This is a genomic window from Candidatus Protofrankia datiscae (genome assembly GCF_000177615.2).
Lineage (GTDB): Bacteria > Actinomycetota > Actinomycetes > Frankiales > Frankiaceae > Protofrankia > Protofrankia coriariae.
Genome location: NC_015656.1, coordinates 4,192,956 through 4,217,856, shown reverse-complemented (window position 1 = coordinate 4,217,856; position 24,901 = coordinate 4,192,956). Strand labels below are relative to the sequence as shown.

At 71.0% G+C, this 24,901-nt stretch carries 20 protein-coding genes; 10 read left to right on the top strand and 10 right to left on the bottom strand.

Going from position 1 to position 24,901, the window contains the following annotated elements; translation table 11 throughout:
• Positions 1 to 6: 6 nt before the first annotated feature.
• Entirely contained in the window at positions 7 to 729 is a 723-nt protein-coding gene (locus tag FSYMDG_RS17650) for a DUF5995 family protein (protein WP_131772779.1), read from the bottom strand.
• 285 nt (positions 730 to 1,014) lie between these two features.
• On the opposite strand from FSYMDG_RS17650, the gene FSYMDG_RS23425 reads away from it, so the two are divergent.
• The 8 genes from FSYMDG_RS23425 (at position 1,015) to metX (ending at position 11,163) form a co-directional block, all read left to right on the top strand.
• Positions 1,015 to 3,654 carry a sensor domain-containing protein gene (locus tag FSYMDG_RS23425; protein WP_165162745.1) on the top strand — a complete coding sequence of 880 codons (2,640 nt, stop codon included), beginning with the start codon at positions 1,015 to 1,017 and terminating at the stop codon, positions 3,652 to 3,654.
• A gap of 158 nt (positions 3,655 to 3,812) precedes the next feature.
• Positions 3,813 to 4,283 carry a helix-turn-helix domain-containing protein gene (locus tag FSYMDG_RS28760; protein ID WP_043602714.1) on the top strand — a complete coding sequence of 157 codons (471 nt, stop codon included), beginning with the start codon at positions 3,813 to 3,815 and terminating at the stop codon, positions 4,281 to 4,283.
• The gene (locus tag FSYMDG_RS28755; protein WP_237702726.1) at positions 4,268 to 4,954 is read left to right on the top strand and encodes an IS630 family transposase; all 687 of its coding nucleotides are present in this window, start codon (positions 4,268 to 4,270) and stop codon (positions 4,952 to 4,954) included. The genes FSYMDG_RS28760 and FSYMDG_RS28755 overlap by 16 nt, the downstream gene beginning before the upstream one ends.
• Positions 4,955 to 5,163: 209 nt before the next feature.
• Positions 5,164 to 5,838 (top strand): hypothetical protein, encoded by a 675-nt coding sequence (locus tag FSYMDG_RS17625; RefSeq protein ID WP_043603944.1) that lies wholly within the window; start codon positions 5,164 to 5,166, stop codon positions 5,836 to 5,838.
• 11 nt (positions 5,839 to 5,849) lie between these two features.
• Entirely contained in the window at positions 5,850 to 8,276 is a 2,427-nt protein-coding gene (locus FSYMDG_RS17620; RefSeq protein WP_013874739.1) for an AAA family ATPase, read from the top strand.
• A 146-nt stretch (positions 8,277 to 8,422) separates the two neighbouring features.
• Positions 8,423 to 8,548, top strand: coding sequence for a hypothetical protein (locus FSYMDG_RS29285; protein WP_258165205.1), 126 nt, complete (start codon positions 8,423 to 8,425; stop codon positions 8,546 to 8,548).
• 120 nt (positions 8,549 to 8,668) lie between these two features.
• On the top strand, positions 8,669 to 9,961 hold the full coding sequence (locus FSYMDG_RS17615; protein WP_013874737.1) for a bifunctional o-acetylhomoserine/o-acetylserine sulfhydrylase: 1,293 nt from the start codon (positions 8,669 to 8,671) through the stop codon (positions 9,959 to 9,961).
• Positions 9,958 to 11,163, top strand: a complete 1,206-nt coding sequence (metX, locus tag FSYMDG_RS17610; RefSeq protein ID WP_013874736.1) for a homoserine O-acetyltransferase MetX — start codon at positions 9,958 to 9,960, stop codon at positions 11,161 to 11,163. Before FSYMDG_RS17615 ends, metX begins: the two co-directional genes overlap by 4 nt.
• A 6-nt stretch (positions 11,164 to 11,169) precedes the next feature.
• Here metX and FSYMDG_RS17605 read toward each other — a convergent pair whose 3' ends face one another.
• The 9 genes from FSYMDG_RS17605 to FSYMDG_RS17565 all read right to left on the bottom strand — a co-directional run bounded on the left by FSYMDG_RS17605 (position 11,170) and on the right by FSYMDG_RS17565 (position 21,900).
• A complete protein-coding gene (locus FSYMDG_RS17605; RefSeq protein ID WP_013874735.1) occupies positions 11,170 to 12,561 on the bottom strand; it encodes an acyl-CoA carboxylase subunit beta in 1,392 nt (463 codons plus the stop codon).
• A 558-nt stretch (positions 12,562 to 13,119) separates the two neighbouring features.
• Complete coding sequence (gene fabF / locus FSYMDG_RS17600; RefSeq protein WP_013874734.1) at positions 13,120 to 14,346, bottom strand: beta-ketoacyl-ACP synthase II; 1,227 nt, start codon at positions 14,344 to 14,346, stop codon at positions 13,120 to 13,122.
• Positions 14,343 to 14,591 (bottom strand): acyl carrier protein, encoded by a 249-nt coding sequence (locus tag FSYMDG_RS17595; protein ID WP_013874733.1) that lies wholly within the window; start codon positions 14,589 to 14,591, stop codon positions 14,343 to 14,345. The genes fabF and FSYMDG_RS17595 overlap by 4 nt, the downstream gene beginning before the upstream one ends.
• A gap of 151 nt (positions 14,592 to 14,742) precedes the next feature.
• Entirely contained in the window at positions 14,743 to 15,681 is a 939-nt protein-coding gene (locus FSYMDG_RS17590; RefSeq protein ID WP_013874732.1) for a beta-ketoacyl-ACP synthase III, read from the bottom strand.
• The gene (locus FSYMDG_RS17585; protein WP_013874731.1) at positions 15,678 to 16,679 is read right to left on the bottom strand and encodes an ACP S-malonyltransferase; all 1,002 of its coding nucleotides are present in this window, start codon (positions 16,677 to 16,679) and stop codon (positions 15,678 to 15,680) included. The genes FSYMDG_RS17590 and FSYMDG_RS17585 overlap by 4 nt, the downstream gene beginning before the upstream one ends.
• Before the next feature lie 354 nt (positions 16,680 to 17,033).
• Positions 17,034 to 18,320 (bottom strand): PucR family transcriptional regulator, encoded by a 1,287-nt coding sequence (locus tag FSYMDG_RS17580; protein WP_013874730.1) that lies wholly within the window; start codon positions 18,318 to 18,320, stop codon positions 17,034 to 17,036.
• Between the two features lie 83 nt (positions 18,321 to 18,403).
• Positions 18,404 to 19,087, bottom strand: coding sequence for a lytic transglycosylase domain-containing protein (locus FSYMDG_RS17575; protein WP_013874729.1), 684 nt, complete (start codon positions 19,085 to 19,087; stop codon positions 18,404 to 18,406).
• A 19-nt stretch (positions 19,088 to 19,106) separates the two neighbouring features.
• Positions 19,107 to 19,862: a tyrosine-protein phosphatase gene (locus tag FSYMDG_RS17570; protein WP_013874728.1), complete on the bottom strand. Its 756-nt coding sequence runs from the start codon at positions 19,860 to 19,862 to the stop codon at positions 19,107 to 19,109.
• A gap of 85 nt (positions 19,863 to 19,947) precedes the next feature.
• Positions 19,948 to 21,900, bottom strand: coding sequence for a nucleoside-diphosphate sugar epimerase/dehydratase (locus FSYMDG_RS17565; protein WP_013874727.1), 1,953 nt, complete (start codon positions 21,898 to 21,900; stop codon positions 19,948 to 19,950).
• Between the two features lie 118 nt (positions 21,901 to 22,018).
• Here FSYMDG_RS17565 and FSYMDG_RS17560 point away from each other — a divergent pair, with 118 nt between their 5' ends.
• Positions 22,019 to 23,806: a polysaccharide biosynthesis tyrosine autokinase gene (locus FSYMDG_RS17560; RefSeq protein WP_013874726.1), complete on the top strand. Its 1,788-nt coding sequence runs from the start codon at positions 22,019 to 22,021 to the stop codon at positions 23,804 to 23,806.
• 140 nt (positions 23,807 to 23,946) lie between these two features.
• A complete protein-coding gene (locus FSYMDG_RS17555; protein ID WP_013874725.1) occupies positions 23,947 to 24,864 on the top strand; it encodes a hypothetical protein in 918 nt (305 codons plus the stop codon).
• Positions 24,865 to 24,901: the final 37 nt, after the last annotated feature.

The following is a 24,901-nucleotide window of genomic DNA, read 5'->3' as shown; positions in this document are numbered from 1 at the left end:
GGGCGGTTATCCCCCGGCGGGGGAGCGGGGGGGACAGGAGGCGGCGGCAGCGGACGCCGGCACGGGCGCGTCGCTGAACAGCGACCGCAGCCCCTGGGCGCCTGCCTCGGCGCGGGTCTCGATCGTCCACGCGATCACCGCGCGTTCCCGGCTGTCGCGGGCGGCGACCAGCCGCTCGGCGTCCCGCCAGGCGTTCTCCCGGGCGGCGACCAGGGTCGGGACGAGGGCCTCGCGATTGGTGCCGAGCCGGTTCGCCGCCTCGTCCGGCAGCGAGCCCAGCGGTGTCCCGGGCTGCGTGAGCAGGGACACCGCCACCTTCGCCAGGACCTCGTTGACCCGGTCGTGGTCGCCCTTGTGGCTGCTGCCGTCCGGGCCGGTGAGGCCCATGGCGGCGAGGACGAACGGGAGGTCGCGGGTGATGTGCGTGTGCATGCCGAGTACCAGGTCGCCGGCGGGGGAGACGGTGGGCGTCGAGGCCGCCGCGAAGGCGGTCCGCCACGCCGGTGGCACGTCGGCCAGCCTGCCGTCGGACCAGCCGTCGAACGCCCGGAAGTAGTACTCGGCGAACAGCGCGGCCTCGGCCCGGGCCCAGGCGGGGTCGGCGAAGTAGCCCGGTGTCGCGGCCGCGTCGCGGAACGTCTCGGTCGTGCGCAGGTAGACCAGGGCGAAGGACGCGCGGGGGTCGCAGTGGTCTTCCAGTAGTCGCAGCCGGTTACGCATTGTAGCCACTACGTCGTCCGTGCACGCTGTCGAACCGGTCGTACAGGGTGGCGGAAACGTCCCGTCCGTCTGCCGTGTCCAGGCGGGGGTGACCGCCGTCGTGGCCCGGCTGGTCGGCGCGGTCGCCCGAGCGGGTATGGCGATGATCAGTAAGCCGGCTGCAAGAGATATCGCGATTGCTGTGCGTAGCCGGATCATGGGTCTCATAGTAGCCTTATGGCTACCAGAAGTATTTACAACCCCGCGGTGAGTCGCAATACTGCTGCGCCATGTCCTCCAATGGTCACACTTCGCGTGAGATGGCTACGCTGCGCAGTTCGTGGCATCGCCAGGGTGCTGGCGGCGGATCCGCTCACCGCGGCCCGGCCGAGGACGATCCGGCGGCAGCGGGCCCTGCCGGCGCCGAGGGTCCCGCCGGCGCCAGGGGCCGTTCCGCCGCCCGCCGCGGACGGTGCCGCCCGGGACATTCTCGACAGACTGCCCGAGATCGTCTTCCGGACCGATGCCCAGGGCCGCTGGACCTATCTCAACCCCGCGTGGACGGTGGTGACCGGCTTCGAGGTCGAAGCCAGCCTGGGGAAGCACTTCCTCGACTACGTGCACCCGGACGAGCGCGACCACACGGTGGCGCTGTTCATGGCGGTGGTGGCCGGCGGTGCCGACCACTGTCACCACGTGACGCGCTATCGGACCCGGGGCGGGTCCTACCGTCGCGTCGGGATCCGCGCCAGCCTGCTGCGCGGCCCGGACGGCCAGATCGTGGGCAACCTGGGAACGATCATTGATGCGACCCGCGGCCACATCGACGCCGAGACGGTCGGCGAGCACACGGCGTTGCTGGAACTCGTCTCCGACGGCGCCCCGGTCGACGATCTCCCGATGGGGATCCTGCTCGTCGACCGCGCGCGCCGGATCCGCCGCGCGTCACCGGTCGTGGACCGTCTGATCGACGGCCGGCTGCGGGCCGGTGACCCGCTGGATCGGCTGGCCGGGCTGCTGCGGCCGTACGCCGGCGCAACCGCCCTGGAAGGCGAGTGGGGGCTGGTCGCGACGGCGCTCCGGACCGAGCAGCCGCAGCACGCCTACCTGAGCCTGCGCCTGGCCGCCGGACCGGTGGTCGACGGGTACGCGCGGGAGCGGGCGCTGCGGGTGTCGGTGATCCCCGAGGTCGGGGAGTCCCGGGACCTGCTGGCGGTGGTGCTGCAGGACGTCACGGACCTGCGGCAGGCCGAACGGCGGCAGGCGGCGGTTGCCCGTCTCGGCCAGCGCGCGCTCGTCGGGACGACGGTCGGCAGCCTGCGGCGGGAGGCCGCCGAGGTCGTGCGCGACACGCTGGGCGTGCCGTACTGCGAGGTGCTGGGACCCGTCGCGCAGCATGGCTCGGTGATCGCGAGGGTACTGGCCGCGGACAGCCCGGTGGTCGTCGACCATGGCGTGACACCCCTGGGTGTGCCGTTGCCGGGCGCCTCCGAGGTCTACGGCGGGGTCGGCCGGGTCGCCGGTGTCGCCGCCCGCGTCGGAGCGGCCGGCCGCGGTTTCGGGCTGCTGGTGGCGTACACGACGCAACCACGGGAGTTTGCCGCGGACGAGGCGGACTTCGTCCAGTCGGTCGCCAACGTGCTGGCCGCGGCGATCGAACGGCACAACGCCGAGCAGAAGGTCCGCCGCCAGGCCCTGCACGACCCGCTGACCGGCCTGGCCAACCGGATCCTCCTGCACGACAGGATCTCCGGGGCGCTGGGGGAGATTGAGCGGGACGGCGGGCGGCTCGCGCTGCTGCTGATGGATCTCGACCGGTTCAAGGAGATCAACGACACGTTGGGTCACAACGTGGGCGACGACGTGCTGCGCGAGGTCGCCGTACGGCTGGGCCGGGCCACCCGGCCCAGCGACACGGTCGCCCGCCTCGGCGGGGACGAGTTCGCGATCCTGCTCCCGTCGACACCGGGGGGTGCCGCCGACGCGCTGGCGGTCGCGGGCTGCATCCGGGCGGCGCTGGCCGAGCGCATCGACGTCGGCTCCCTGCCCCTGCACGTGGACGGCAGCATCGGGATCACGCTCGCCCCCGCTGACGGACGTGATCCCGGGACGCTGGTGCGCTGCGCGGACGTGGCCATGTACCGGGCGAAGCAGCTCTCCCTCGGCGTCGCCGTCTACGCCCCGGACGCCGACCAGAACCGCCGGGAGCGCCTTGAGCTGCTCGGCGGCCTGCGTTCGGCGATCGCCGGCGGTCAGCTCGTCCTGCACTACCAGCCCAAGGTGGACCTGCGTACCGGGCGGACCACAGCGGTCGAGGCGCTGGTCCGCTGGCAGCATCCGGCCCACGGGCTGGTCGAGCCGGGCCGTTTCGTCCCCTTCGCCGAGCAGAGCAACCTGGTCAAGCCGCTGACCCGCCGGGTGCTCATGCTCGTGCTCGACCAGGCGCGCTCCTGGTGGGACGCTGGCCGGCTGTTGCCGGTGGCGGTGAACGTCTCCGCCCGGATGCTGCACGACGCGGAGCTGATCTCGACCGTGCGGGCGGAGCTGGATCGCACCGGCCTGCCGCCGCGGGCGCTCGAGCTCGAGCTCACCGAGAGCGCGGTCATGGTGAACACCCGCAACGCGATGAGCGTCATCACCCGGTTACGCGGTGAGGGAATCCGGATCTCGGTGGACGACTTCGGGACGGGATACTCGTCCCTGGCCTACCTGCGTGATCTTCCCGTCCACGATCTCAAGATCGACAAATCGTTTGTGGTGAATGTGGCGCATCGCACGAAGGACTTCTCGATCGTCCGGTCGATCATCGATCTCGCTCACAATCTCGATCTTCGAGTGGTTGCTGAAGGTATCGAGTCGAGCGAGGTCTGTAGCCTGCTGCGCGACCTGGGGTGCGACGAAGGGCAGGGTTTCTATCTCGGTCACCCGGTGCCGCCCGCGGATCTCGCGGCCTAGAACTGTCTGGTGGTCGTCTGAGTGCCGCCCGCGCGATCGAACATCCCTCGGGCACGCCCTACTAGACTGTCGCTGCTTAGTTCTGGTGTGTCTTGTGTCTGGGTGAGAGGGTTGGGTCTGGCAGGTCTCCCCGTCCCTCTGCCGGTCAGGACTGTGTCGTGGGTTCGCAGAAGAAGTGGCCGGTCACCTTGACCGAGGCTGATCGTGACGAGTTGGTTCGGGTGACCTCGACGGGGGTTCATCCGGCGTCGATGATCCGGCGGGCGCGGGTCCTGCTCGCGTTGGACACCTCGGTCGGCCCGGTTGCCTCCCAAGAAGAACTCGTGGTCCGGGTCGGGGTCTCGGGTGAGACGCTGCGGCTGGTCGCGAAGCGGTTCACCGAGACCGGTGGGGATGTGGGGGCCACGATCGGTCGGAAGGCACGGGAGCTTCCCCCGGTGCCTTCCCCGGTGACCGGCGAGGTTGAGGCCAGACTGATCGCGCTGGCATGCTCGCAGCCACCGGCTGGTTATGCACGCTGGTCGCTGCGGCTGTTGGAAAAGCACGTCGCGCTGGTCGCCGACATCCCGGACCTGGACCATTCCACCATCGGCCGGGTCTTAAAAAAACGAGGTTGCGTCCTCATCTGAGGAAGTGCTGGACCATCCCACCGAGGGCGAACGCGCAGTTCGCCGCGCGGATGGAAGACGTTCTGGCGGTCTACGCCCGGCCCCACAACCCGGGCGTGCCCGTGGTGTGCATGGACGAGAAGCCCTACCAGCTGTTGGCCCACGCCCGCGACCCGATCCCCGCCACGCCAGGGCGTGACCGGCGCGAGGACTCCGAGTACGTGCGCCACGGAACCTGCTCGATCTTCTGCTGGGTCGAGCCACTCGCCGGCTGGCGCCGCGTCCAGGCCACCCCACGGCGCACCAGGATCGACTGGGCACACCACGTCAGGCGCCTGCTCACCCTCGACTACCCCGACGCCGAACGGGTCGTGCTGGTCATGGACAACCTCAACACCCACGACATCTCCTCGCTCTACGAGGCCTTCGACCCGGCCGTCGCGTTCGCACTCGCGCAACGACTCGAGATCCACCACACCCCCAAACACGGCTCCTGGCTCAACATCGCCGAAATCGAACTCGCCGCCCTGACCCGCCAATGCCTCGACCGCCGCATCGACACCCTCGACGTCCTGAACACCGAACTCGACGCCTGGCAGACAGCCGTCAACGCCAACCAGCGCCAAGTCAACTGGCACTTCACCACCGATGACGCCCGCACCAAACTCCGCCACCTATACCCCACACATTAGCGGCGACAGTCTACTAGCATGGCGGGAGGCCTGAGGACGGGGTCAGGAGGGATCGGGGCGTGTTGCCCCGGTGTCGATGCCGACGCGTGCGCACTGCTTTCCCGGACAAGGTGTCACGTTGGCGCGCTGTGCTGCACCATAGGCTCAGCCTCACTACATTCTGGAGGTCGGCCGTGGGCAGGGGAAGTCGTACGCCGCTGGGACGCGCCATGCCTGTCGTGTCCGCGCTCCTGGCGGCCATCGTCGTTCTCGCCGGGTGCGGCTCCGGTCGCTACGAGTACGTGACGAACAAGGACGCGGGCACGTTTCTCAAGATCCCCAGCTCCTGGCAGCACCAGCCCATGCTCGGCCCGGCCTTCGTCGGGATAGACGCCCGCAACGTCTCGCCCGAGGCGGCCCGGGTGCTCGCCTCCCGCGAGTGGGTGGTGGGGATCGACGCGGCGGCGAAGTTCGACGACAAGAACCTCCTGCTCCCGGACGCCCAGGAGCCGAAGGGGTTCGTCCAGGTCCGCCAGCTCCTGCCGGAGGAAGCGGCCACGCTGTCCACCAACGACCTGCGTAACCTGCTCATCCCCATCGACGACGCCGAGCGGGAGCAGGCCGAGGAGATCCGGCGGGATCCCGAGGGGGCCCGGCTGGCGCCGCACTTCCTGCTACTGACCGACGAGGCCGTCCGCAAGGACGGCGGTGTGCACGGTATCCATCTGATCTACCAGCTCCGGGTGGACAGCGGTCTGGTCACCATCGACCAGACCAGTCTTTTCGACCGGGATCAGACGATGCTCTACCAACTCGTGTTCGCCTGTTCCGCCTGGTGCTACGACAAGCACGGTGCGCAGATCAACCAGGTTCAGACATCGTTCACGATCAAGCCGATCACCTGAGATTGAAGACCATGAATCAGACCTCGTCCTCGCAGCAGCCTGTGCAGCCGCCCGTGCAGCCGTTCCAGATCGCTCCCGCCGACCCTCCGCCGCGGCCGTCGGGGCCGGTGCGCAGGCGGCTGGCCCTGTGGGACAGGGTGAAGTTCCTTGTTCTGATCGCGGCGCTGTTCGGGTTCGTGGTGGCCGCGGCCATGTCGGACAACCCGATCATGGCCTTCTCCGACGCCCTGCGCGAGCAGGTGTCGACGAGCTGGTGGCTGGTCGCGTTGTTCGCGATCGAGATCGTCCGCCAGGTGCACATGTTCATCGGCGAACGCTCGTCGGCCTACTACGTGTTCTGGACCGACCGGGTCTTCGGCCGTTTCGAGCGCCGCCTGCTGCGGTTCAACGACTGGAACCGCTACCGGCTGAGCCGGGCCCTGAAGTGGGTGGTGACCCTCGCGGTCGCTGCCTTCGTCTACGCCCGGATCCGCAACGACTCGATCTTCAACGCCCTCGTCACCCTCCCCGGTGACATCTGGGACGCGGTCCCGTTCGTGCTCCAGCTCGTCCTGTTCATGATGCTCGCCGTCGGCCAGTTCGTAGCGATCTTCTGGTTTCTCTCCCGCGGCGGTGTGGACGTCTACTTCCCGGAGGACATCAAGACCCGGTTCACCGACGTCTGGGGTCAGGACCACGTCCTGTCCCGGGTCAAGGAGGTGGTCTTCCACCTGGAGAAGCCCGAGGAGATCGAAAGCCGTGGCGGTTACGTGCCGGGTGGCATCCTGCTGTGGGGCCCGCCGGGTACCGGCAAGACCCTGATCGCGGAGGCGGTCGCCGGTGAGACCGGCAAGCCCTACGTCTTCGTCGACCCCGGGGCGTTCCGGGCGATGTTCTTCGGCGTCGGCGTGATGAAGGTCAAGAGCCTCTTCCGCAAGCTGCGCAAGCTGGCTCTCCGCTACGGCGGTGTGATCGTCTTCTTCGACGAGGCCGACACCCTGGGCAACCGTGGTCAGCTCGCCGGCGACTTCGGGCGGGCGGCTCCGGCAGGCCTGACCGACATCCCCGTCTTCGGGCCCGGCACCCCCGCCTTCGGGCCTGGCGGCACCCCCGTCTTCGGGCCTGGCGGCTTGGCGCACTCCTCGTGCAACGGGCTGGCCTATGCCAGCCACGGCAGCCGCCGGCAGCTCGCCGAGGCCCAGTTCGTCGTCCCCGGCGGCGGTGGTGGTGGCCAGTCGAGTTTCGACGGGACGCTGCAGGCGCTGCTGACCGAGATGTCGGGTCTGAAGAAGCCCCGCGGCTTCCTCAACCGGGTCGTCCGCCGTGCCCTGGGGATGCGGCCGAAGCCGCCGCCGAAGTACCGCATTATGATCATGATGGCGACCAACATGCCGCAGTCCCTGGACGAGGCGCTGCTGCGGCCCGGCCGTATCGACCGCATCTACAAGGTCGGCTACCCCAGCAAGGAGGGCCGGGTACGGACCTTCCAGGGCTACCTGTCCAAGGTCCGCCATGACGTGGCGCCCGAACAGGTGGACCGGCTCGCCGTGATGAGCCCGTACGCCACCGGCGCGAGCATCAAGGACATGGTCAACGAGGCGCTGATCCAGGCGATCAAGTCGGGCCGGGAGGTCGTCACCTGGCCGGACCTGCTCAAGGCCAAGGCAATCAAGGAACACGGCCTGCCCGACGACCACGAGTACGTCGAGCGGGAGCGGCACAGCGTCGCCCTGCACGAGGCCTGCCACGCGGTGGTCATGTACCGGCTGCAGAAGCACATGGCGATCGACATGGCGACCATCGAGCGCCGGGGGGACACTGGCGGCTTCGTGGCCCCGGTGCCGCTGGAGGACAGGTTCGTCGACTGGCGCTCCGAGGTCGAGATCGACGTGATGACCTTCCTCGCCTCCATCGTGGGTGAGCGGATGTTCTTCGAGGGCGACCACACCCAGGGCGTCGGCGGGGACCTGCACGCCGCCACCGAGCTGGTCGCCCGCAGCATCGGGCGGCACGCCATGGGCACCACGCTCACGTCGCGCCCCGCGCTGGCCTCCGGACTGGGCAGCAACCCGGCCTACTCGGGCAGCAGCCCGGGCTACCTCGGCGGCACGTTCGTCGCGGAGGTGGAGGCCAAGCTGCAGGAGCTCTACGCGCGCACCGAGACGATCCTGGAGGCCAACCGCCGGGAGATCCTCGCGGTCACCCACGCGCTGGAGACGAACAAGACCATCACCGGTGAGGACGTGGAAGCGATCATGGAGGGCACGCCCGGCCCCACCGTGGACGGGCGCCGCTACCACGAGCCGGACTTCCTCTCCCTCGCCGAGGAGTACCACTCCAGCGCGGTGCTGGCGCACCGTGGCCAGCGCGTCGAGCAGCTGCGGCTGCCGGACCTCACCGGCAAGGCCGCGGCCACCCCGGCGTCCGAGGGCCCGTCGGCCGCCACCGCGTCGGCCTGAGCTGGTACGCGCTGTCGAGGCGGGCGGCCGCGGGTCGCGCGGTGCGCGTGGGCCGGGCCACCGGCAGGATCCCCGGGAGACACCCTTCCCGGGGACGAGGCCCGCTGGTGGGTGCTAGAGTCCGAAATGTGCGCTCCTGGTTAGTCATGTCGTGCGACATGCGGGAGTGCCCGGCGCGCCTGTTCGTGGACAAGACCTTCGTGGACAAGGTCTTTGTGGACGAGGTCTTTGTGGACGAGGTCTTTGTGGACGAGGTCTGTTGTCCCGTCTGACGGCCGTTGGTGATGTTCGAAATCCATGTGGCCGTGACCCGGCGGTCGCGTCCGTCCCGGTATGAGTGCTAACGCGGCCTGTCCGGCGCCGCCGCCCATTTCCGGGGAGGATCACGTTCCATGTCAGTAGAGAGCTGGTCGTTCGAGACCCGCCAGATCCACGCCGGTGCCCAGCCGGATCCGACGACCGGCGCCCGCGCCGTCCCGATCTACCAGACGACGAGCTATGTCTTCCGGGACACCGACCACGCCGCCGCGCTGTTCGCCCTCGGTGAGACCGGCAACATCTACACCCGGATCGGGAACCCCACGCAGGACGTCTTCGAGCAGCGGATCACCGCGCTCGAGGGGGGCGTGGGAGCGCTCGCACTGTCCTCGGGCCAGGCGGCCGAGACCCTGGCGATCCTGAACCTGGCCGAGGCCGGCGACCATATAGTGACCTCGGCGAGCCTGTACGGCGGCACGTACAACCTGTTCCACTACACCCTGCCCAAGCTGGGCATCCAGGTCAGCTTCGTCGAGGACCCGGATGACCTCGACGCCTGGCGCGCCGCGATCGCCCCGAACACCCGGGCGTTCTACGGCGAGACGATCGGCAACCCCAAGGGGGACGTGCTCGACACCGCCGGGATCGCCGAGGTCGCGCACGCCGCCGGTATCCCGCTCATCGTCGACAACACCCTGGCCACGCCCTACCTCTACCGGCCGTTCGAACACGGCGCCGACATCGTCGTGCACTCGGCGACGAAGTTCATCGGCGGCCACGGCACCACGATCGGCGGCGTGATCGTCGACGGCGGGCGGTTCGACTTCGGCGCGTCGGGCCGGTTCGCGAACTTCACCACGCCCGACCCGAGCTACCACGGGCTGGTCTACTGGGACGTCCTCGGCCACGGCTCCTTCATCGCCAAGGCGCGCGTCCAGCTGCTGCGCGACATCGGCGCGGCGATCTCGCCGTTCAACTCGTTCCTCCTGCTGCAGGGCCTGGAGACGCTGTCGCTGCGGATCGAGCGGCACAGTGCCAACGCCCAGCGGGTGGCCGAGTGGCTCCAGGCGCGGGACGAGGTGAGCTGGGTCAACTACCCGGGGCTTGAGTCGTCGAGGTGGTACGACCGGGCCCAGCGGGTGCTGCCGAAGGGTGCCGGCGCGATCCTGTCGTTCGGGATCGTCGGCGGTGCTGAGGCGGGCCGGAAGTTCGTCGAGGGCGTGGAGCTGTTCAGCCATCTGGCCAACGTCGGCGACGTACGTTCGCTGATCATCCACCCGGCCACCACGACGCACTCGCAGCTCACCGAAACCGAGCAGGCGAGCACCGGGGTGACCCCCGACCTCGTCCGCCTCTCCGTCGGAATCGAGGGCATCGACGACATCCTCGCGGACCTCGACGCCGGCTTCCGTGCCGCCAAGGGCTGACAGTAGCCCGGACGGGGCGGTGGGCGACCGCCTGCCGCCCCGTCTCCGGCGCGTGGCGGGCCGGGCGTGACCCGGCCGGGGCGCGCCGGTTCGTCGAGCTGCCCGGCCCGGTCGAACTGGAGAGTGGGGCGTCGCTACCCGGCGTGACAGTGGCCTATGAGGCCTGGGGGCGGCTCGACCCGACGGCGTCCAACGCCCTGCTGGTCCTGCACGCGCTGACCGGTGACAGCCACGCCGCCGGTCCGGCCGGCCCGGGGCACGTCAGCCGTGGCTGGTGGGACGCGATGATCGGTCCGGGCCGGCCGCTGGACACCGAACGCTACTTCGTCGTGTGCCCGAACGTCCTGGGCGGCTGCCAGGGGACGACCGGCCCGTCCTCGACCGCCGCGGACGGCCGGCCCTGGGGCAGCCGCTGGCCGCAGATCACCATCGGTGACCAGGTGCTGGTGGAGGCGCTGCTGGCCGACGCGCTCGGGATCCGGCGCTTCGCCGGTGTGGTCGGCGGGTCGATGGGGGGGATGCGCTCCCTGGAGTGGGCGCTGCGCTATCCCGACCGCGTCGCCAGGGCGGTGGTCGTCGCCTGCGGGGCGGCCGCGACCGCCGAGCAGATCGCCCTCTACTCCACCCAGATCGCGGCGATCACCGCCGACCCCGGCTGGCGCGGCGGGGACTACCACCACCGGCCCGCCGGTGCCGGCCCCCACGCGGGGATGGGGCTGGCCCGCCGGATGGCCCAGGTCAGCTACCGCAGCGAGCGGGAGCTCGCCGGCCGCTTCGGCAACCGGGTGCGGCCCGACGGTCGTTTCGAGGCCGAGTCCTACGTCGAGCACCACGCGGACAAGCTCGTCCGCCGGTTCGACGCCGGCAGCTACGTGACCCTGACCCGGGCGATGATGACCCAGGACGCCGGCCGTGGCCGGGGTGGGGCGGCCGCGGCGCTGGCACGCTGCCCGGTGCCGATCGCGGTGGCCGGCGTCGACTCCGACCGGCTCTACCCGCTGTACCTCCAGCGTGAGATCGCCGAGATGGCACGGGTGCCCGCCCTGGCCGGCCGGCTCGCGGTGATCCGGTCGCTGTACGGGCACGACGCGTTCCTGCTGGAGGCCGACCAGGTCGCGGACGTCATCCGAGAGGCGTTGGACGCCGCGCCTGCCGTCCCGGCGGCGGGGCCGGAACAGCCGGGACAACGGGCGCAGCAGTGACCATCGCTACAGCGGGATGTTGCCGTGGCCCGCGGCACCCGCCGGGGCGGCGGCGATGGCCTGGGCGATCGCCGCCCTGGTGGCCGCTGGGGTGACCACGGCGTCCACGACGCCCAGCTCCACCGCACGGTCGATCCCGCCGACCGCGCGCACGTGCTCGGCGGCAAGCTCGGCGACCACCTCCGGACGGCGCTGGGTCGGGACCTCGGCCAGCTCGCGCCGGTGGAGGATCCCGACGGCGGCCTCGGCGCCCATCACCGCCACCTCCGCGGTCGACCAGGCGAACACGGCCGTCGCGCCCAGGCTGTGCGAGTTCATGGCGACGTAGGCGCCACCGTAGGCCTTGCGGGTGACAACGGTGACCCGGGGCACGGTGCACTCGGCGAACGCGTACAGCAGCTTCGCGCCGCGCCGGACCACGCCCTCCCATTCCTGGCCCACACCGGGCAGATAGCCGGGGACGTCGACCAGGACGACCAGCGGTACGCCGAAGGAGTCGCACATCCGCACGAAGCGGGACGCCTTCTCCGCGGACGTGGCGTCCAGGCAGCCGCCGCGGCGCAGCGGGTTGTTGGCCACCACGCCCACCGTCCGGCCGCCGAGCCGGCCCAGGGCGGTGACGATGTTCGGCGCCCAGCGGGGGTGCAGTTCGACCACGTCGTCGTCGAGGATGCCCGCCACCAGTGGGCGTACGTCGTAGGCGCGGCGCGGGGACTCCGGCAGCAGGTCACCGAGTTCGCGGGCCTGGACCGTGCCGATGCTGCCCTGCTCGCCGAGCAGCACGCACAACTGGCGGGTCCGGGCGACGGCGGCCTCGTCGGAGTCGCAGGTGACGGCGACGACCCCGCTGCGGCGCGCGTGCACGTCGGGCCCGCCCAGGCTGTCGGCGGTGCAGTCCTCACCGGTCACCGTCCGTACGACGTCGGGGCCGGTGACGAAGACCTTGGCGGCCGGGCCCATCACGACGATGTCGGTCAGCGCGGGGCCGTAGGCGGCACCGCCGGCGGCGGCGCCGAGCACCAGGGAGATCTGGGGGATGCGCCCGGAGCTGCGGACCGTGGCCGCGAACACCCGGCCGACCCCGTCGAGGGAGGCCACTCCCTCCCGCAGCCGGGCCCCGCCGGAATGCCAGATCCCGACTACCGGGCGGCGCAGGCGGGCCGCCGCCTCGATGGCGTCGACGATCCGCGTGCAGCCCTCGCGTCCCATCGCTCCGCCCTGGATGGCCGCGTCGGTGGCGAAGGCCACCACCGGGCTGCCCTCGACGGTGCCCGTTCCCGCCAGCACACCGGAGGTGTCCGTGGTGGTGAAGGGCTCGAAGGTGTCGGGGTCGAAGAACTGGGCCAGCCGGGCCGACGGAGCACGCGGGTCGGTGCGTTCGAGCGTGGAGAGACTCACCGTTTATCTCCTTGGGATCCCTGGGTCAGTGACGAGAGCAGGCGAGCGCCCGCGGGCCGGGGCCGTGCCGTGGCCCGCGGGCTCATCGGATCATCGTTCCCGTTTGCGACCGGACGGGTCCTCACGGTTTTCTGTCGCAGTCACCCGTAATTTCCCGTTGTTTATGTCTGTGGACAGCGGTCGGGCCATATGATCCGCTGGTTGTGGGCATGAGAAAAGCAGGTATGGAAAAAAGTGGGTAAAGAAATCAGAGCAGAAAATCTGGAACCAGGAGAACCGAACACTCGCGCACGGGAGCACCCGGCCACCGACCGCACGTCGGCCGGCTGCGACGGTCGGTACCGGGTGTTCGCCATGAATATCCAGCTGAACGAACTGACTGAACGAACTGACTGAACAGGACACGAACTGGCTGGACGGAATCACCGGCGGGATGGATGCCGGGTCCGGGAACCAGTGGTGGGACGCGTTGTTCCCGTCAGGGTGCCGGCAGGCCGCCGGGGGTGGCCCGGCAGTCGGTCAGGAGGTGCGCTCAGGAGGTGCGATCAGGGAGCGTGCTCAGGGAGTGAAGGCGAGACAGACGTCGTGCCCGCCGAAACCGAACGAGTTCGACAGGACCGCGCCCGCGAGGATGGAACGGTTGTCGATGGACACCACGTCGAGGTCGATCTCGTCGTCGAGGGCGTCGAGGTTACGGGTGGCCGGCACGATCTTGTCCCGCAGGGTGAGGACGGCTATCACCGCCTCGACGGCCCCGGCCGCCCCGAGCAGATGCCCGGTCATGGACTTGGTGGAGGTCACCGCCACCCTGTCCAGGGCGTCCCCGAGCGCGGCCCGCAGCGCGTGGGCCTCGGCGACGTCCCCGATGGGTGTGGAGGTGCCGTGGGCGTTGATGTGCACGAGGTCGGACGCGGTCAGCCCCCCGGAGCGCAGCGCCGCACGCACGGCCCGGGCGGCGCCGGCGCCGCTGGGCTCGGGGGCGGTCACGTGGTAGGCGTCTGCGCTGGTCCCGGACCCGGCCAGGGTGGCGTACACCCGCGCGCCGCGGGCTGCGGCGTGCTCGGCGGACTCCAGGACGAGGGCGCCGGCGCCCTCCCCGAGGATGAACCCGTCGCGTCCCTTGTCGAACGGCCGGGATGCCGCCTGCGGGGCGTCGTTACGCCGGGACAGGGCCTGCATCTGGGCGAATCCGGCGAGCGGCAGCGGGTGGATCGCCGCCTCCGACCCGCCGGTGATGGCCACGTCCGCCCGGCCGGCCCGGATCATGTCCAGGGCGTAGCCGATGGCCTCCGCGCCCGACGCGCACGCGCTGACCGGGGCGTGCACCCCGGCCCGGGCGGTGAAGGCCAGCCCCACGGTCGCGGCCGGACCGTTGGGCATGAGCATCGGCACCACGTGTGGGGAGACCCGGCGCGGGCCCCGCTCGCGCAGTACGTCGTACTGGTTGAGCAGGGTCAGCACCCCGCCGATGCCGGAGCCGACCACCGCGGCGAGCCGTTCGGGGTCGACCTCGGGCGTCCCGGCGTCGGCCCACGCCTCCCGGGCGGCCACCAGAGCCAGCTGCTGCACGCGGTCGAGAGTGCGTGCCTCCAGCCGCTCCAGCGGGGGTTCCACCGCGACGGGCGCGGCGATGTGAACCGGAAGCTGCTCGACCCACTCGTCGGTCAGCCGACGCACACCGGAACGGCCCGCGAGCAGACCCTCCCACGTGGAGGCGACGTCGCCGCCGAGAGGGGTGGTTGCCCCGAGGCCGGTGACGACGACCTGCCTGGGGGTGGCGGTCACGCGGCGACACCCGCCCGCTGGATGTAGGACACCGCGTCGCCGACGGTCTTGAGGCTCTTGACGTCCCCGTCAGGGATCTTGACGTCGAACTTCTCCTCGGCGGCGACGACGACCTCGACCATGGACAGCGAGTCGACGTCCAGGTCGTCGATGAACGTCTTGTCCGCGGTGACGTCGGCCGGGTCGACTCCGGCGACCTCCTCAAGAATCGCGGCGAGACCCTCCAGGACGTCGGGCTGTGACATTATTCCTCCTGTTCCTTCGTGACGTCACGGACAACGCGGGCGGATCTGCCCGCGCCACCATCGGCCAAACTGGTTCCAACTGGTTTTGACAAAGACCGCCGGAAGACGCGAACAATCAGGCTCGTGTCGTCCTCGGCCGATGAGATGAATCCTATGGGCAACGTACGACCTGACCACAGTAGGTCAGGCCGGCGCCGAAGCCGAAGAGTAGGACGGGGTCGCCCGGCCGCAGCTGGCCGCCGTCGAGAATCCGGCTGAATGCCAGCGGGATACTGGCGGCCGAGGTGTTGCCGGATTCGACCACGTCCCGGGCGACCACGGCGTTCGTGGCGCCGATACCGGCCACCAGCGCGTCGATTATCCGCAGGTTGGCCTGGTGCGGGATGACACCGGCGAGCTCGGACGGTGCGACACCGGCGAGCTCGCAGGCGCGCCGGACCGTCGGGGTCAGGGTGATGGCCCACCGGAACACCGTCTGGCCTTCCATGCGGAAGAGGTTGTCGCCGTATCCGGGCACCCGGATGGCGCTGGCCTTCCCGCCGTCGTGGCCCCAGACCGCCGGGCCGATCTCGCGGGTCGGGGCGGGCCCGACCACCGCGGCTCCGGCGCCGTCGGCGAGCAGGATGCAGGTGGAGCGGTCATCCCAGTCGGTATAGTCCGACAGCCGCTCGGCCGCCACCACCAGAACGTGTTGGGCGCTTCCCACCCGGACCATGTCCGAAGCCACCGACAGGGCGTACGCGAACCCGGCACAGCCGGCGTTGATGTCGAGCGCGCCGGCGCGCACGGCGCCCAGCCGGTGCGCGATCTGCGGCCCGGAGCCCGGGATCTGGGACGGGTTCGTGCAGGTCGCCAGCAGCACCATGTCGAGCTCGGCGGCGTCGATGCCGGCTGCGGCGAGCGCCTTCTCCGCGGCCATGGATCCCATCGCGACGATGGTCTCGTCGGTGTCGGCGATCCGGCGGGTGGCGATGCCGGTCCGCGAGCGGACCCATTCGTCGGACGTCGCGACCCGCTTGGCCAGGTCGTCGTTGGTCACCAGGCGGGCGGGACGGTAGGTGCCGATCCCCATCAGCCGGGAGCCATTCACCGCGTCGCTCCCACGAGCCCGGCTGCGGTGGAGGAGCCTGCCGCCGGATCGCCGCCGCCATCCGGGTCGTCGCCGCTCGGCGCGTCCGTGTGGTGGGCGATCAGCTCACGGGCCGCGGGCAGGTCGTCAGGTGTTTTCACAGCAAGGATCTGCACGCCGGTGAGCTCCCTTTTGGCTATGCCTGCCAGCGTCCCGGCGGGTGGTAGTTCCACGATGGCGGTCACCCCGAGATCACGCATACGGGCCAGGCACAGGTCCCACCGCACCGGTGCGGCGACCTGATCGGCAAGGTGCTGGACCAGCTCGGGACCGTTGTCGATGACATTACCATCGGCGTTGGACAGCTGGGCCACGACAGGCGTCCGCGGGCGCAGTCCGGGGGCGACCCCGGCGAGCTGGTCGCTGGCGGGTTGCATGAAGTGGGTGTGGAAGGCGCCGGCTACGGAAAGTGGGCGCAGCCGGGCGCGCGGCGGCGGCTCCTCGGCGAGGCGGGCCAGCGCCTCGAGGGAGCCGGCCGCGACGATCTGCCCGGCGCCGTTGCGGTTCGCCGCGGTCAGGTCCAGCCGGCGCAGATGCTCGGTGACCTCGTCCGGATCGCCGCCGACGACCGCTGTCATACCGGTGGGGACGCGCCCCGCGGCCTCGGCCATGGCACGGCCGCGCAATGCGACGAAGACCAGCGCGCTTTCAGCGTCCAGAGCACCGGCCAGGACAGAAGCGGTGATTTCCCCCACACTGTGTCCGGCGACAAGAAGATTCCCCGTCCGGGGAAGGGAAAGTTGTTCGGCGGCAACAAGACCGGTCGCGACGATCAACGGCTGTGCGACGGCGGTGTCGCGGATCGTCTCCGCGGAGCCGTCACGGCCGACGTCCACAAGGTCGATTCCGACGGCCGCCGACCACCATCGCAACCGGGACTCGACACCGCCGATCTCAAGCCAGGGTTTCAGCTGGCCGGGAGTCTGGGCACCTTGACCTGGGGCGAGGATAGCGAGCACCAGACCACCTAACCCTTCCCGCCCACCGGCTGTCGCTGGCGGGCACTCACCGTTGTGCCGTCGGCTCATTGTGGGATCTCTACAAAATGATTCGGTCGTCCCATACCTTTATTGCCCATCGCCAGGCCGGTGGGGAATTCGGTGACAGGGGCGACAAGTGATGGCAACGTGCCCCGTCGGATCAGGCGTCGGTGAGTCCGCGCTGAACGCCGAACCGAACGCCGAACCGAACATGGTCGGTCACGGCAGCGAACAGCCGGCGATCACGGCCGCGGCTGGCCGGTCGATCGGCTGGCCGGCTGGCCGGCTGGCCGGCGGGTCAGCCGATCGCCTGATCGACCGGCCCGCCGGTGGTCACACCGTGGCGAGCCGGCCCAGGATGAGCGCCACGTGCAGGGTGAACCGTTCCCGGTGGTCCGTCGGGTCGAGCCCGCACGCGTCGGCTGCCTTGCGAAGTCGGTAACGGACCGTGTTGGGATGCAGGTACAGGGCGCGGGCCGTGGCCTCCAGCGAGGCACCGAAGTCGAGGTAGGCACCCACCGTCGCCAGCAGTGGTGCCCCCGCTTCCCGCAGCGGCGTGTACACGTCCTCGATCAGGGCGCGGCGGGCCCCGGTGTCGCCGGCGAGCGCTCGTTCCGGCAGGAGCGCCTGCGCGGTCACCGGGCGTGGGGCGGCCGGCCACGCCATGACCACGTCGGCCGCGGCCAGCGCCGCGTGCGCCGAGGAGGCGGCCGTGGCCAGGTCGGCGGCGACCGGGCCGATGACGACCGGCCCGGGCCCGTAGGCCGGCAACAGGGCGTCGACGGCGTCGAGCAGGGCACGTCCGCACCCGACGCCACCGGGCCGGGCCGGCCGCCGCGCGGACCCGGCCACGAAGTCCCCACCGACGATGACGACCAGCCGTTCGTGGTGGACGCCGGTGAGCACCTCCAGACCGGCCCCGCGCCCGAGGCGGTGGACCTGGTCGACGACCACCTCGGGGGAGTGGTCCGGGGTGTCCCCGACGATCACCGCGACGGCCGGCGGATTGCGCCAGCCCAGCGCCGCCGCGCGTGACGGCAGCGCCCGCTCCACCTCGCCGCGCACGACGTGGTCCACGACGAGCGCCTCCAGCCGGGCGTCCCACGCGCCCCGCTCCTCGGCGGCGCGGGCGTAGACGACCGCGCCGGCGAAGGCGATGTCACGGGAGTAGCGCAGCACGTCGGCGAGCAGCCGCTGCTCGTGGTCGGGGCCGGCCAGGGCGGGCACTTCGGCCTCGATCGCCTCGACCGCCACCCGTACCAGTTCGACCAGGCGGCGGAAGGTGACGGCTCGGACGAGGTCACGGGGAGCGACCCGGAACACGTCCCCGGACAGTTCCCGGGCGTGCTGGGGACGCCGGCACCACTCCACGAACGAGGAGATCCCGGCCTGCACCACCAACTGGATGTCGGCCCGGTGCCGGGCCGACATGGGCGTGAACCAGGGCAGGACCTCGTGCATGCGGGCCACCGCGCGGCTGGCGAGCATGCCGCTGGACCGCTCGATCCGCCGGATGACGTCCTCGACTGCCGGGTCGACAGTGGCCGCCGGGTTCGCGGCGGGTGCCGAGTCGACGGCGGGCTGCGGGGCGGCGTCGGCGTCCGGCAGCGGCCGTGTCACCGCCCACCATTGTCGGTCATTGTTTTCTCCATCGATTTTTCCGGGGCTCCGGACGGTGTGGGGACGAAGCTGCCGGCAGGTGTCTAGAGCTGGTTGTTGAATCGGCTGGTCCAGTTGTGGACGTTCGCGACATATGCCCGTGTCTCGGCGAAATCGGGAACTCCGCCGGCATCGCGGACAGCCGCGGGCCCCGCATTATAGGCGGCCAGGATCAGCGAGACACGGTCGCCGGGCAGTTTCTGGACGAGTTGGGCCAGGTGGGCGTCGTAACGCGCGGCGGAGAAGATGGCGTCCGCCGGATCCAGCGGGTCGACCGCGCCGTCGGCATTGCCGTCGACACCGAACTGTTCCCAGGTGCCGGGCAGGAACTGCATCATGCCGCGGGCACCCGCGCGGGACACCGCGTCACGGTTGAACTTGCTCTCCACCCGGGCCTGGGCCGCGAGCTGGGCCGCGGTGAGGACACCGTAGACCGTCGCGGCATTCTGGAAGAGGGGGATCAGGTCGCGCGGAACTTTCGACGCGGATCGGGAAATACCCTCCCCGCAGCCGGTGAGGACCGTGCTCAGGCAGGTCGCGGCCACGAACAGGACCAGCATCTGTGGGGCGCCGCGGGACGGCTGCCGCCGGGAGGCACCGCGTACCCGCCAGGGCTGGTCGGGCCGGCGGTGCCGACAAGGCGGTGTCGCGTCCACCACCCCATTGTGCTGGGTGGTCCAGTCAGCTGGATGGACCCGGTAAGACCAGTTGGTGCCAGCAGTTCGCATGGGATGTCCGCCACCCTGCTCAGTCGGTCAGGTTGGCCCGCAACGAGCGGAGCGCGTCGTCGGGCACGCCGGCGTGCCGGGCCCACCCGGCCGCGCCGCCCCAGGTGTCGTCGAGCGCGGTGAGGAAGCGGCTGATGACCTCCGGCCGGCAGCTCATGCCGTCCGTCCTGGCGCTGCTGCGGGCCCGGTCGTAGGTGGGACGCCTGGCCAGCCGGCGGTCCACCCGGTCGATCCGCTCGTTGCTCGCCACATAGTCGGCGATGACCGCGTCCCGTTCGACCCCGGCGATGTCGAGCACGACGGCGGCCAGCACGCCCGTGCGGTCCTTGCCCGCGGCGCAGTGGAACAGCGCCGGCAGGCGGCCGGGGTCCGCGAGCAGCCGCAGGGCACCGGCGACCGCGTCCGGTGCCCCGCGCAGGTAGTCGAGGTAGTGCTCGACCCGGTCCTGCGAGGCGCGGTCGGCGACGATGAGGGGATACCGCGGGTCGTCGGCCATCACGAACTCGCCGGGGAGGAACGACAGGTTGTGGTAGGCGACAGCCTCGGCCGCCAGCGGGCCGCGGCCCTCCCGGGCGATCTCCGCTTCGGCGCGCAGATCGATGACCGTACGCAGACCATAGTTGTTACGTAACGTAACAACATCGTCCTTGGTCAGCTCCTGGACGGTGTCGCCGCGCAGCAGTTGCCCCGGCCGGGTCGACGCTCCGTCCCTGGTCGGTAGTCCGCCGAGATCCCGGACGTTGTCGGCGCCGACGAGATTGAACCAGCGATCCACGCGATGACCATAACCACTGGAATACCCCCACGAGTGGCGAACGCCTCATCCGCTCGCCCGGCCGGCGCGCGCCGGCAGGCATCGGTCACCGGTCGTTGCCGACCACGCTCGGTGTCTCCGCCGCGCGCGGCCGGGTTTCCCGCTGCCGGGTTTCCAGCGGATGCGGCTCGGCGGGGTGTGGCAGGGCCGGATGCGGCCTCGCCAGCTGGCGCAGTGTCGTGCGCAGCGCCCCGGGATCCCCCCAGGGCGCGAGCGCGAGGACCTGCTGCCGGTCGATCGCCGGCGCGGACACGTACGAGATCAGGGGATGATGGTGGCGGATGTCGCGCTCGTTGTCGTCGAAGAGATCCTCGTGCAGTTTCTCCCCGGGGCCGAGCCCGGTGTAGACCACCTCGACCGGCCGTGGGCCGCGCCCGGCCAGCCGTCTGGCGACGTCGGCGATCCGTACCGGCCGGCCCATGTCGAGGACGAGGACGTCCCCGTTGCCGCCCAGGGCGCCGGCCTGGACGACGAGTTCCACCGCCTCCTCGACGGTCATGAAGTAGCGGGTGACATCCGGATGCGTGACTGTCAGCGGCCCGCCCGCGGCCAGCTGGCTGGCGAACACCCGCAGCACGGAACCCTGGCTGCCCAGGACGTTGCCGAACCGCACGCTGACGAAGACCCCGGTCCGGACGTCCGCGGACACCCCGGCGGTCAGCCGTTCGGTGATCCGCTTGGAATAGCCCAGGACGCTGGTCGGGTTCGCGGCCTTGTCCGTCGAGATGTTGACGAACCGTTCGACGCCCACCGACACGGCGGCGTCCAGGACGGTCATCGTCCCCCACACGTTGGTCTTCACCGACTCACCGGGGAAGCGTTCCAGCAGGGGCAGGTGCTTCAGCGCGGCAGCGTGGAAGACCACCTGCGGCCGGTACCGGGCGAACACGGCGTTGACGGCCTCGACGTCGCGGATGTCGCACAGCACCACCGTCTCGTCGTCGGCGGCCGCCTGGCCGTGGATGGATATCTGGACCGCCCGCAACGCGGACTCGTCCCGGTCCAGCATGACCAGTTCCTGGGGGCGGTAGGGGTACAGCTGCCGGCACAGCTGCGAGCCGATCGAACCGCCGGCCCCGGTCACGAGCACCCGCCGGCCGGTGACGTAGCCGGCCACCGAGGCGACGTCGGTCTGGATCTGACAGCGTCCCAGCAGGTCGGTGATGTCGAGGTCGCGGATGTCGTGGACGCCGACCCGCCCGTCGATGAGGTCCGCGACGCGGGGGAGCACCTTGACGGCGAGGCCGGCGCCCTCGGCAACAGTGGTGATCTCCCGTAGCAGCGCGGCGTCGGCGCTGGGGATGGCCACCAGCAGGGTGCGGGCGCCGGTCTGGCGGGCGACCGCGGCGATGGCCCCGCGCCCACCGCGTACCCGCACGCCGCCGAGCGCCAGGTTCCAGGTGCCCGGATCGTCGTCGAGCAGGGCCACCGGCGTGTAGGGGCTGTCCGGGCTGCCCGACATCGACGCCAGCACCCGGTCGGCGCCCTCACCCGCGCCGAAGACGATGATCGGCTCGCTGCCGGCCCGTTGCCGTCGGCGGCGGCGCTCCCCGGCCAGCCGCCACAGGTAGCGAACGCCGAACATCAGGACGAGCCCGGCCGCGCCCGCCAGCGGGAGGATCTCGGCCGGCATCCGCTCGGAACGGCCGAGGGCGACGTCGACGACGACGGCTCCGACCGTCGTCGACGCGACCGCGCAGACCAGCGCCAGCACCTCGTCGAAGCCACCGAAACGGTAGCGGCCCAGATAGAGGTGTCCAGCCGTGCCGACGAAGTACAGCAGGCAGACCGCGACCGTTGTGATCATCCAGAATTCGCCGTTGGTCAACGGGGACGCGCTGAAGCGGGCGAGGTAGGCGGCGCCGAACCCGGTCACCAGGCAGGCGGCGTCGAGTCCGATCTGCAGTCCGACGTGCCGGCGCAGCCCGCCCCGCAGCAGCCGGCTGCCCGATGTCACCGGTGCGGGCGCCGATTCGCCAACGACCTTCTGTTCATGCATAGCTCCATAGAGTAATAACTACGGATGGTGACTGTACAGATGTACATCGAGTATGTTGGTTGCTCAGAGCGTTGATATGGTTACCGGAGTACATCTCCGGGGGAGGGTTGGTCCGCTGGTGGAACTTCGGGAGTACGTCAGAGCGCTGCGCCGGGGCTGGCCGCTCATCGTGATCTGCGTCCTGCTCGGCGGCCTGTTCGCGGCGGCTGTCTCGTGGCGTCAGACGCCGGCCTACGCCGCTGTGACGACCATGGTCGTCTCGTCGTCGGACACGACCGACAGCGCCGCGGCGGCCTACCAGGGCGGCCTGCTGTCCCAGCAGCGGGTCAAGTCCTACGCCGATCTGGTGGCCAGCGACCGGGTCGCCGCGGCCGTCGTCGACAAGCTGCACCTCGACGAGAGCCCGCAATGGCTGCGCGGCCGCATCCAGGCGCAGACCGTCCCCGAGACCGTCCTGCTGCGTGCCGTGGTCACCGACACCGACCCCCACCGCGCCCAGCTGATCGCCGACACGGTCGGTGAGGTCTTCTCCCAGGCCATCGCGCAGATCGAGAGCCCGTCCCCGGACAAGGCGCCGCTGGTCCGGGTGAGCGTGTGGGAGAAGGCGAAGACGCCGACCAGGCCGATATCGCCGCAGCCCGTGCGGGCTGTTGCGTTCGGCGTGCTGGCCGGCCTGCTCGCCAGCGTCGCCGCGGCGGTGGTCCGGCACCGGTTCGACACCAGGGTCACCACGGCCGCCGACATCACCGCGGCGAGCGGGCTGGCGACCCTGGGCACGATCGCCTTCGACGCGACCGGCGCCCAGTCCCCCCTGATCGTGCCAGAGGGCGGGCACTCGGCGAGCGCCGAGGCGTTCCGGCAGCTGCGGACCAACCTGCGCTTCGTTGACGTGGACGCCCCGCCACGCACCATCCTGGTCTCCAGCTCGATGCCCGACGAGGGCAAGACGACGACGACCTGCCGCCTGGCCGTCACCCTCGCGCAGACCGGCGCCCGGGTGGCGCTGGTCGAGGGCGACCTGCGCAGGCCGTCCTTTGGCGACTGTCTCGGGATAGAGACGGCGGCCGGCCTGACCTCCGTGCTGATCGGCACCGCCGGCCTCGACGACGTGCTGCTGCCCTGGGGCGACGTCGACGGCCGGCTGCACGTGCTGCCCAGCGGACCGCTGCCGCCGAATCCCAGCGAACTGCTCGGATCCCGGGGGATGAGTGACCTGCTCGGCGAGCTGTCCGCCCGTTTCGACTTCGTCCTGATCGACACGCCACCGCTGCTCCCGGTGACCGACGCGGCCGTGCTCGCCGCCCAGACCGACGGCACCGTGCTGATCGTGCGGGCCAGCCGGACCCGGCGCGAGCAGGTGGCCAGGGCCGCGGACGCGCTGCGGCTGGTCGACGCCCGCATCCTGGGCGCCGTTCTCACCATGGTCCCGGTCAAGGGGCCGGACGCCGCCTACGACGGCTATCACGCCTACGGCGGTTATGCCCCGGCCGACCCGCCCCGGGCCTTCGCGGACCATCCGGTGCTCATCCCGGCCGCGGCCCGCTCCGATCGTCCGGGGGGTGGCCGCCCAAGGACCGATCGTCCGCAGGCCGAACTGAGGATCGCGGCACAGCATCAACCGTACGACCATCCCGTCGGCGGCCGCGACAGCGCCACGGCGAACACGCGCGGCGATCGTGACCAGCTTCGAGAGCAGCTTCGAGAGCAGCACCGAGACCAGCACCGTCGGGCCGGTGGCACGACCGCGGTCGCGGCCGGCACCGAGCTGACCACCGAACGCCCGGCGGACCTGGCCGACGACAGCCTGACCGGCAGGCTGACCGACAGTCAGGCAGACGACGCGACGACACCGTTGACGCTCAACGCGCGGCCGGCCGGCTCCCACCGGCGTAAGCGCGGCCAGTGACAGGACGGGCCAGGACGTCGTCCGCCGGGCGAAACCGACTGGACACCCAATGTTGTGGACACGGAGAGCAATAGTGAATATACTCTTCGTATTCATGCGTCAACAAGCTTGTCCGGAATCCGGGCAGGGGGAGCGCTTCCATGAGGTTTCGCACGTTCGCAGTCGCGCTGCTCGTGGGGGGCGGACTGGCACTGGGCACGGCGGTGGAGTCGGCGGCCGCCACACACGCCGGCCCGTCCGTTGACCATCCCGATCATCCTGACCGCCCCGGCCCACTCGGTGCCGCCACGGTCAGCGCGCGATCGGTGTCCGTTGGCGAGTCGGTGCTCTTCGGCGGCGGTGGTTTCGCCCCGGGCGGCACCATCACCATACGGGTCAACAACAACACGGTCGGCACGGCAACAGCCGACGACCAGGGCAGCTTCAGCCTGCGGCCGCCGGCCTTCACTGCACCCGGCGACTACGTCGTCACCGGCACCGGCCCGTCCGCGGCTGATCCCGGCCTCGGACTACCAGAGGGGCTGCCGACGGGGCTGCCAGACGCCGTGGCCGAGTCCGGCGGAACGGCGCTCGACGGGCTGCCGCAGCGCACGGTGACCGCGACCGTGACCGTGACCGACCCGTCCGCCGGTTCTTCCGCCGGCGGGGCTCCATCCGCTGCTGGGAACGGCGGTGACCCGCGGGTCGGGGTGGCCGTCGGCGGCTGGGGCAGCCCCGACGGCGGCGCCGGTGGTGTCGGCGTCGCTTTCGGTGTCGGTGGTGGCGGTGGCGGTGGTGACAGCGGTGGCGACGACACGGAAGAGCCCGCGCCTGGTGGCGGTGGCGTGGGCGTCCCGGTGGTGCTGCCCCCCGTGCCCGGGGGCGATGGCCCGGCGGTCGTCGGCCAGGAGCCGGTCCGCCCGGCCGGCCAGGAGTATCCCAGCACCGGTGGGCTGCCCTTTACCGGCGTGGAGACCGGCGCGATGGCGGCGATCGCCGCGGCGCTTGTCGGCGGCGGTGTGATCCTGCGGGTCGCGGCCCGTCGCCGCCGTCCGGGGGCGACGCCTGACGAGCTCTGAAGCGGGGCGGGGCCGCCCGGCGCACGCGGTGTGCCGG

Excerpts from the sequence above, each read along its gene's own strand:
- FSYMDG_RS17625 (WP_043603944.1), top strand. The coding sequence starts at position 5,164 with ATGCCTGTCGTGTCCGCGCTCCTGGCGGCCATCGTCGTTCTCGCCGGG.
- FSYMDG_RS17620 (WP_013874739.1), top strand. The coding sequence starts at position 5,850 with ATGAATCAGACCTCGTCCTCGCAGCAGCCTGTGCAGCCGCCCGTGCAG.
- FSYMDG_RS29285 (WP_258165205.1), top strand. The coding sequence starts at position 8,423 with ATGTCGTGCGACATGCGGGAGTGCCCGGCGCGCCTGTTCGTGGACAAG.
- FSYMDG_RS17615 (WP_013874737.1), top strand. The coding sequence starts at position 8,669 with ATGTCAGTAGAGAGCTGGTCGTTCGAGACCCGCCAGATCCACGCCGGT.
- FSYMDG_RS17595 (WP_013874733.1), bottom strand. The coding sequence starts at position 14,591 with ATGTCACAGCCCGACGTCCTGGAGGGTCTCGCCGCGATTCTTGAGGAG.
- FSYMDG_RS17575 (WP_013874729.1), bottom strand. The coding sequence starts at position 19,087 with ATGCGAACTGCTGGCACCAACTGGTCTTACCGGGTCCATCCAGCTGAC.
- FSYMDG_RS17565 (WP_013874727.1), bottom strand. The coding sequence starts at position 21,900 with ATGCATGAACAGAAGGTCGTTGGCGAATCGGCGCCCGCACCGGTGACA.
- FSYMDG_RS17555 (WP_013874725.1), top strand. The coding sequence starts at position 23,947 with ATGAGGTTTCGCACGTTCGCAGTCGCGCTGCTCGTGGGGGGCGGACTG.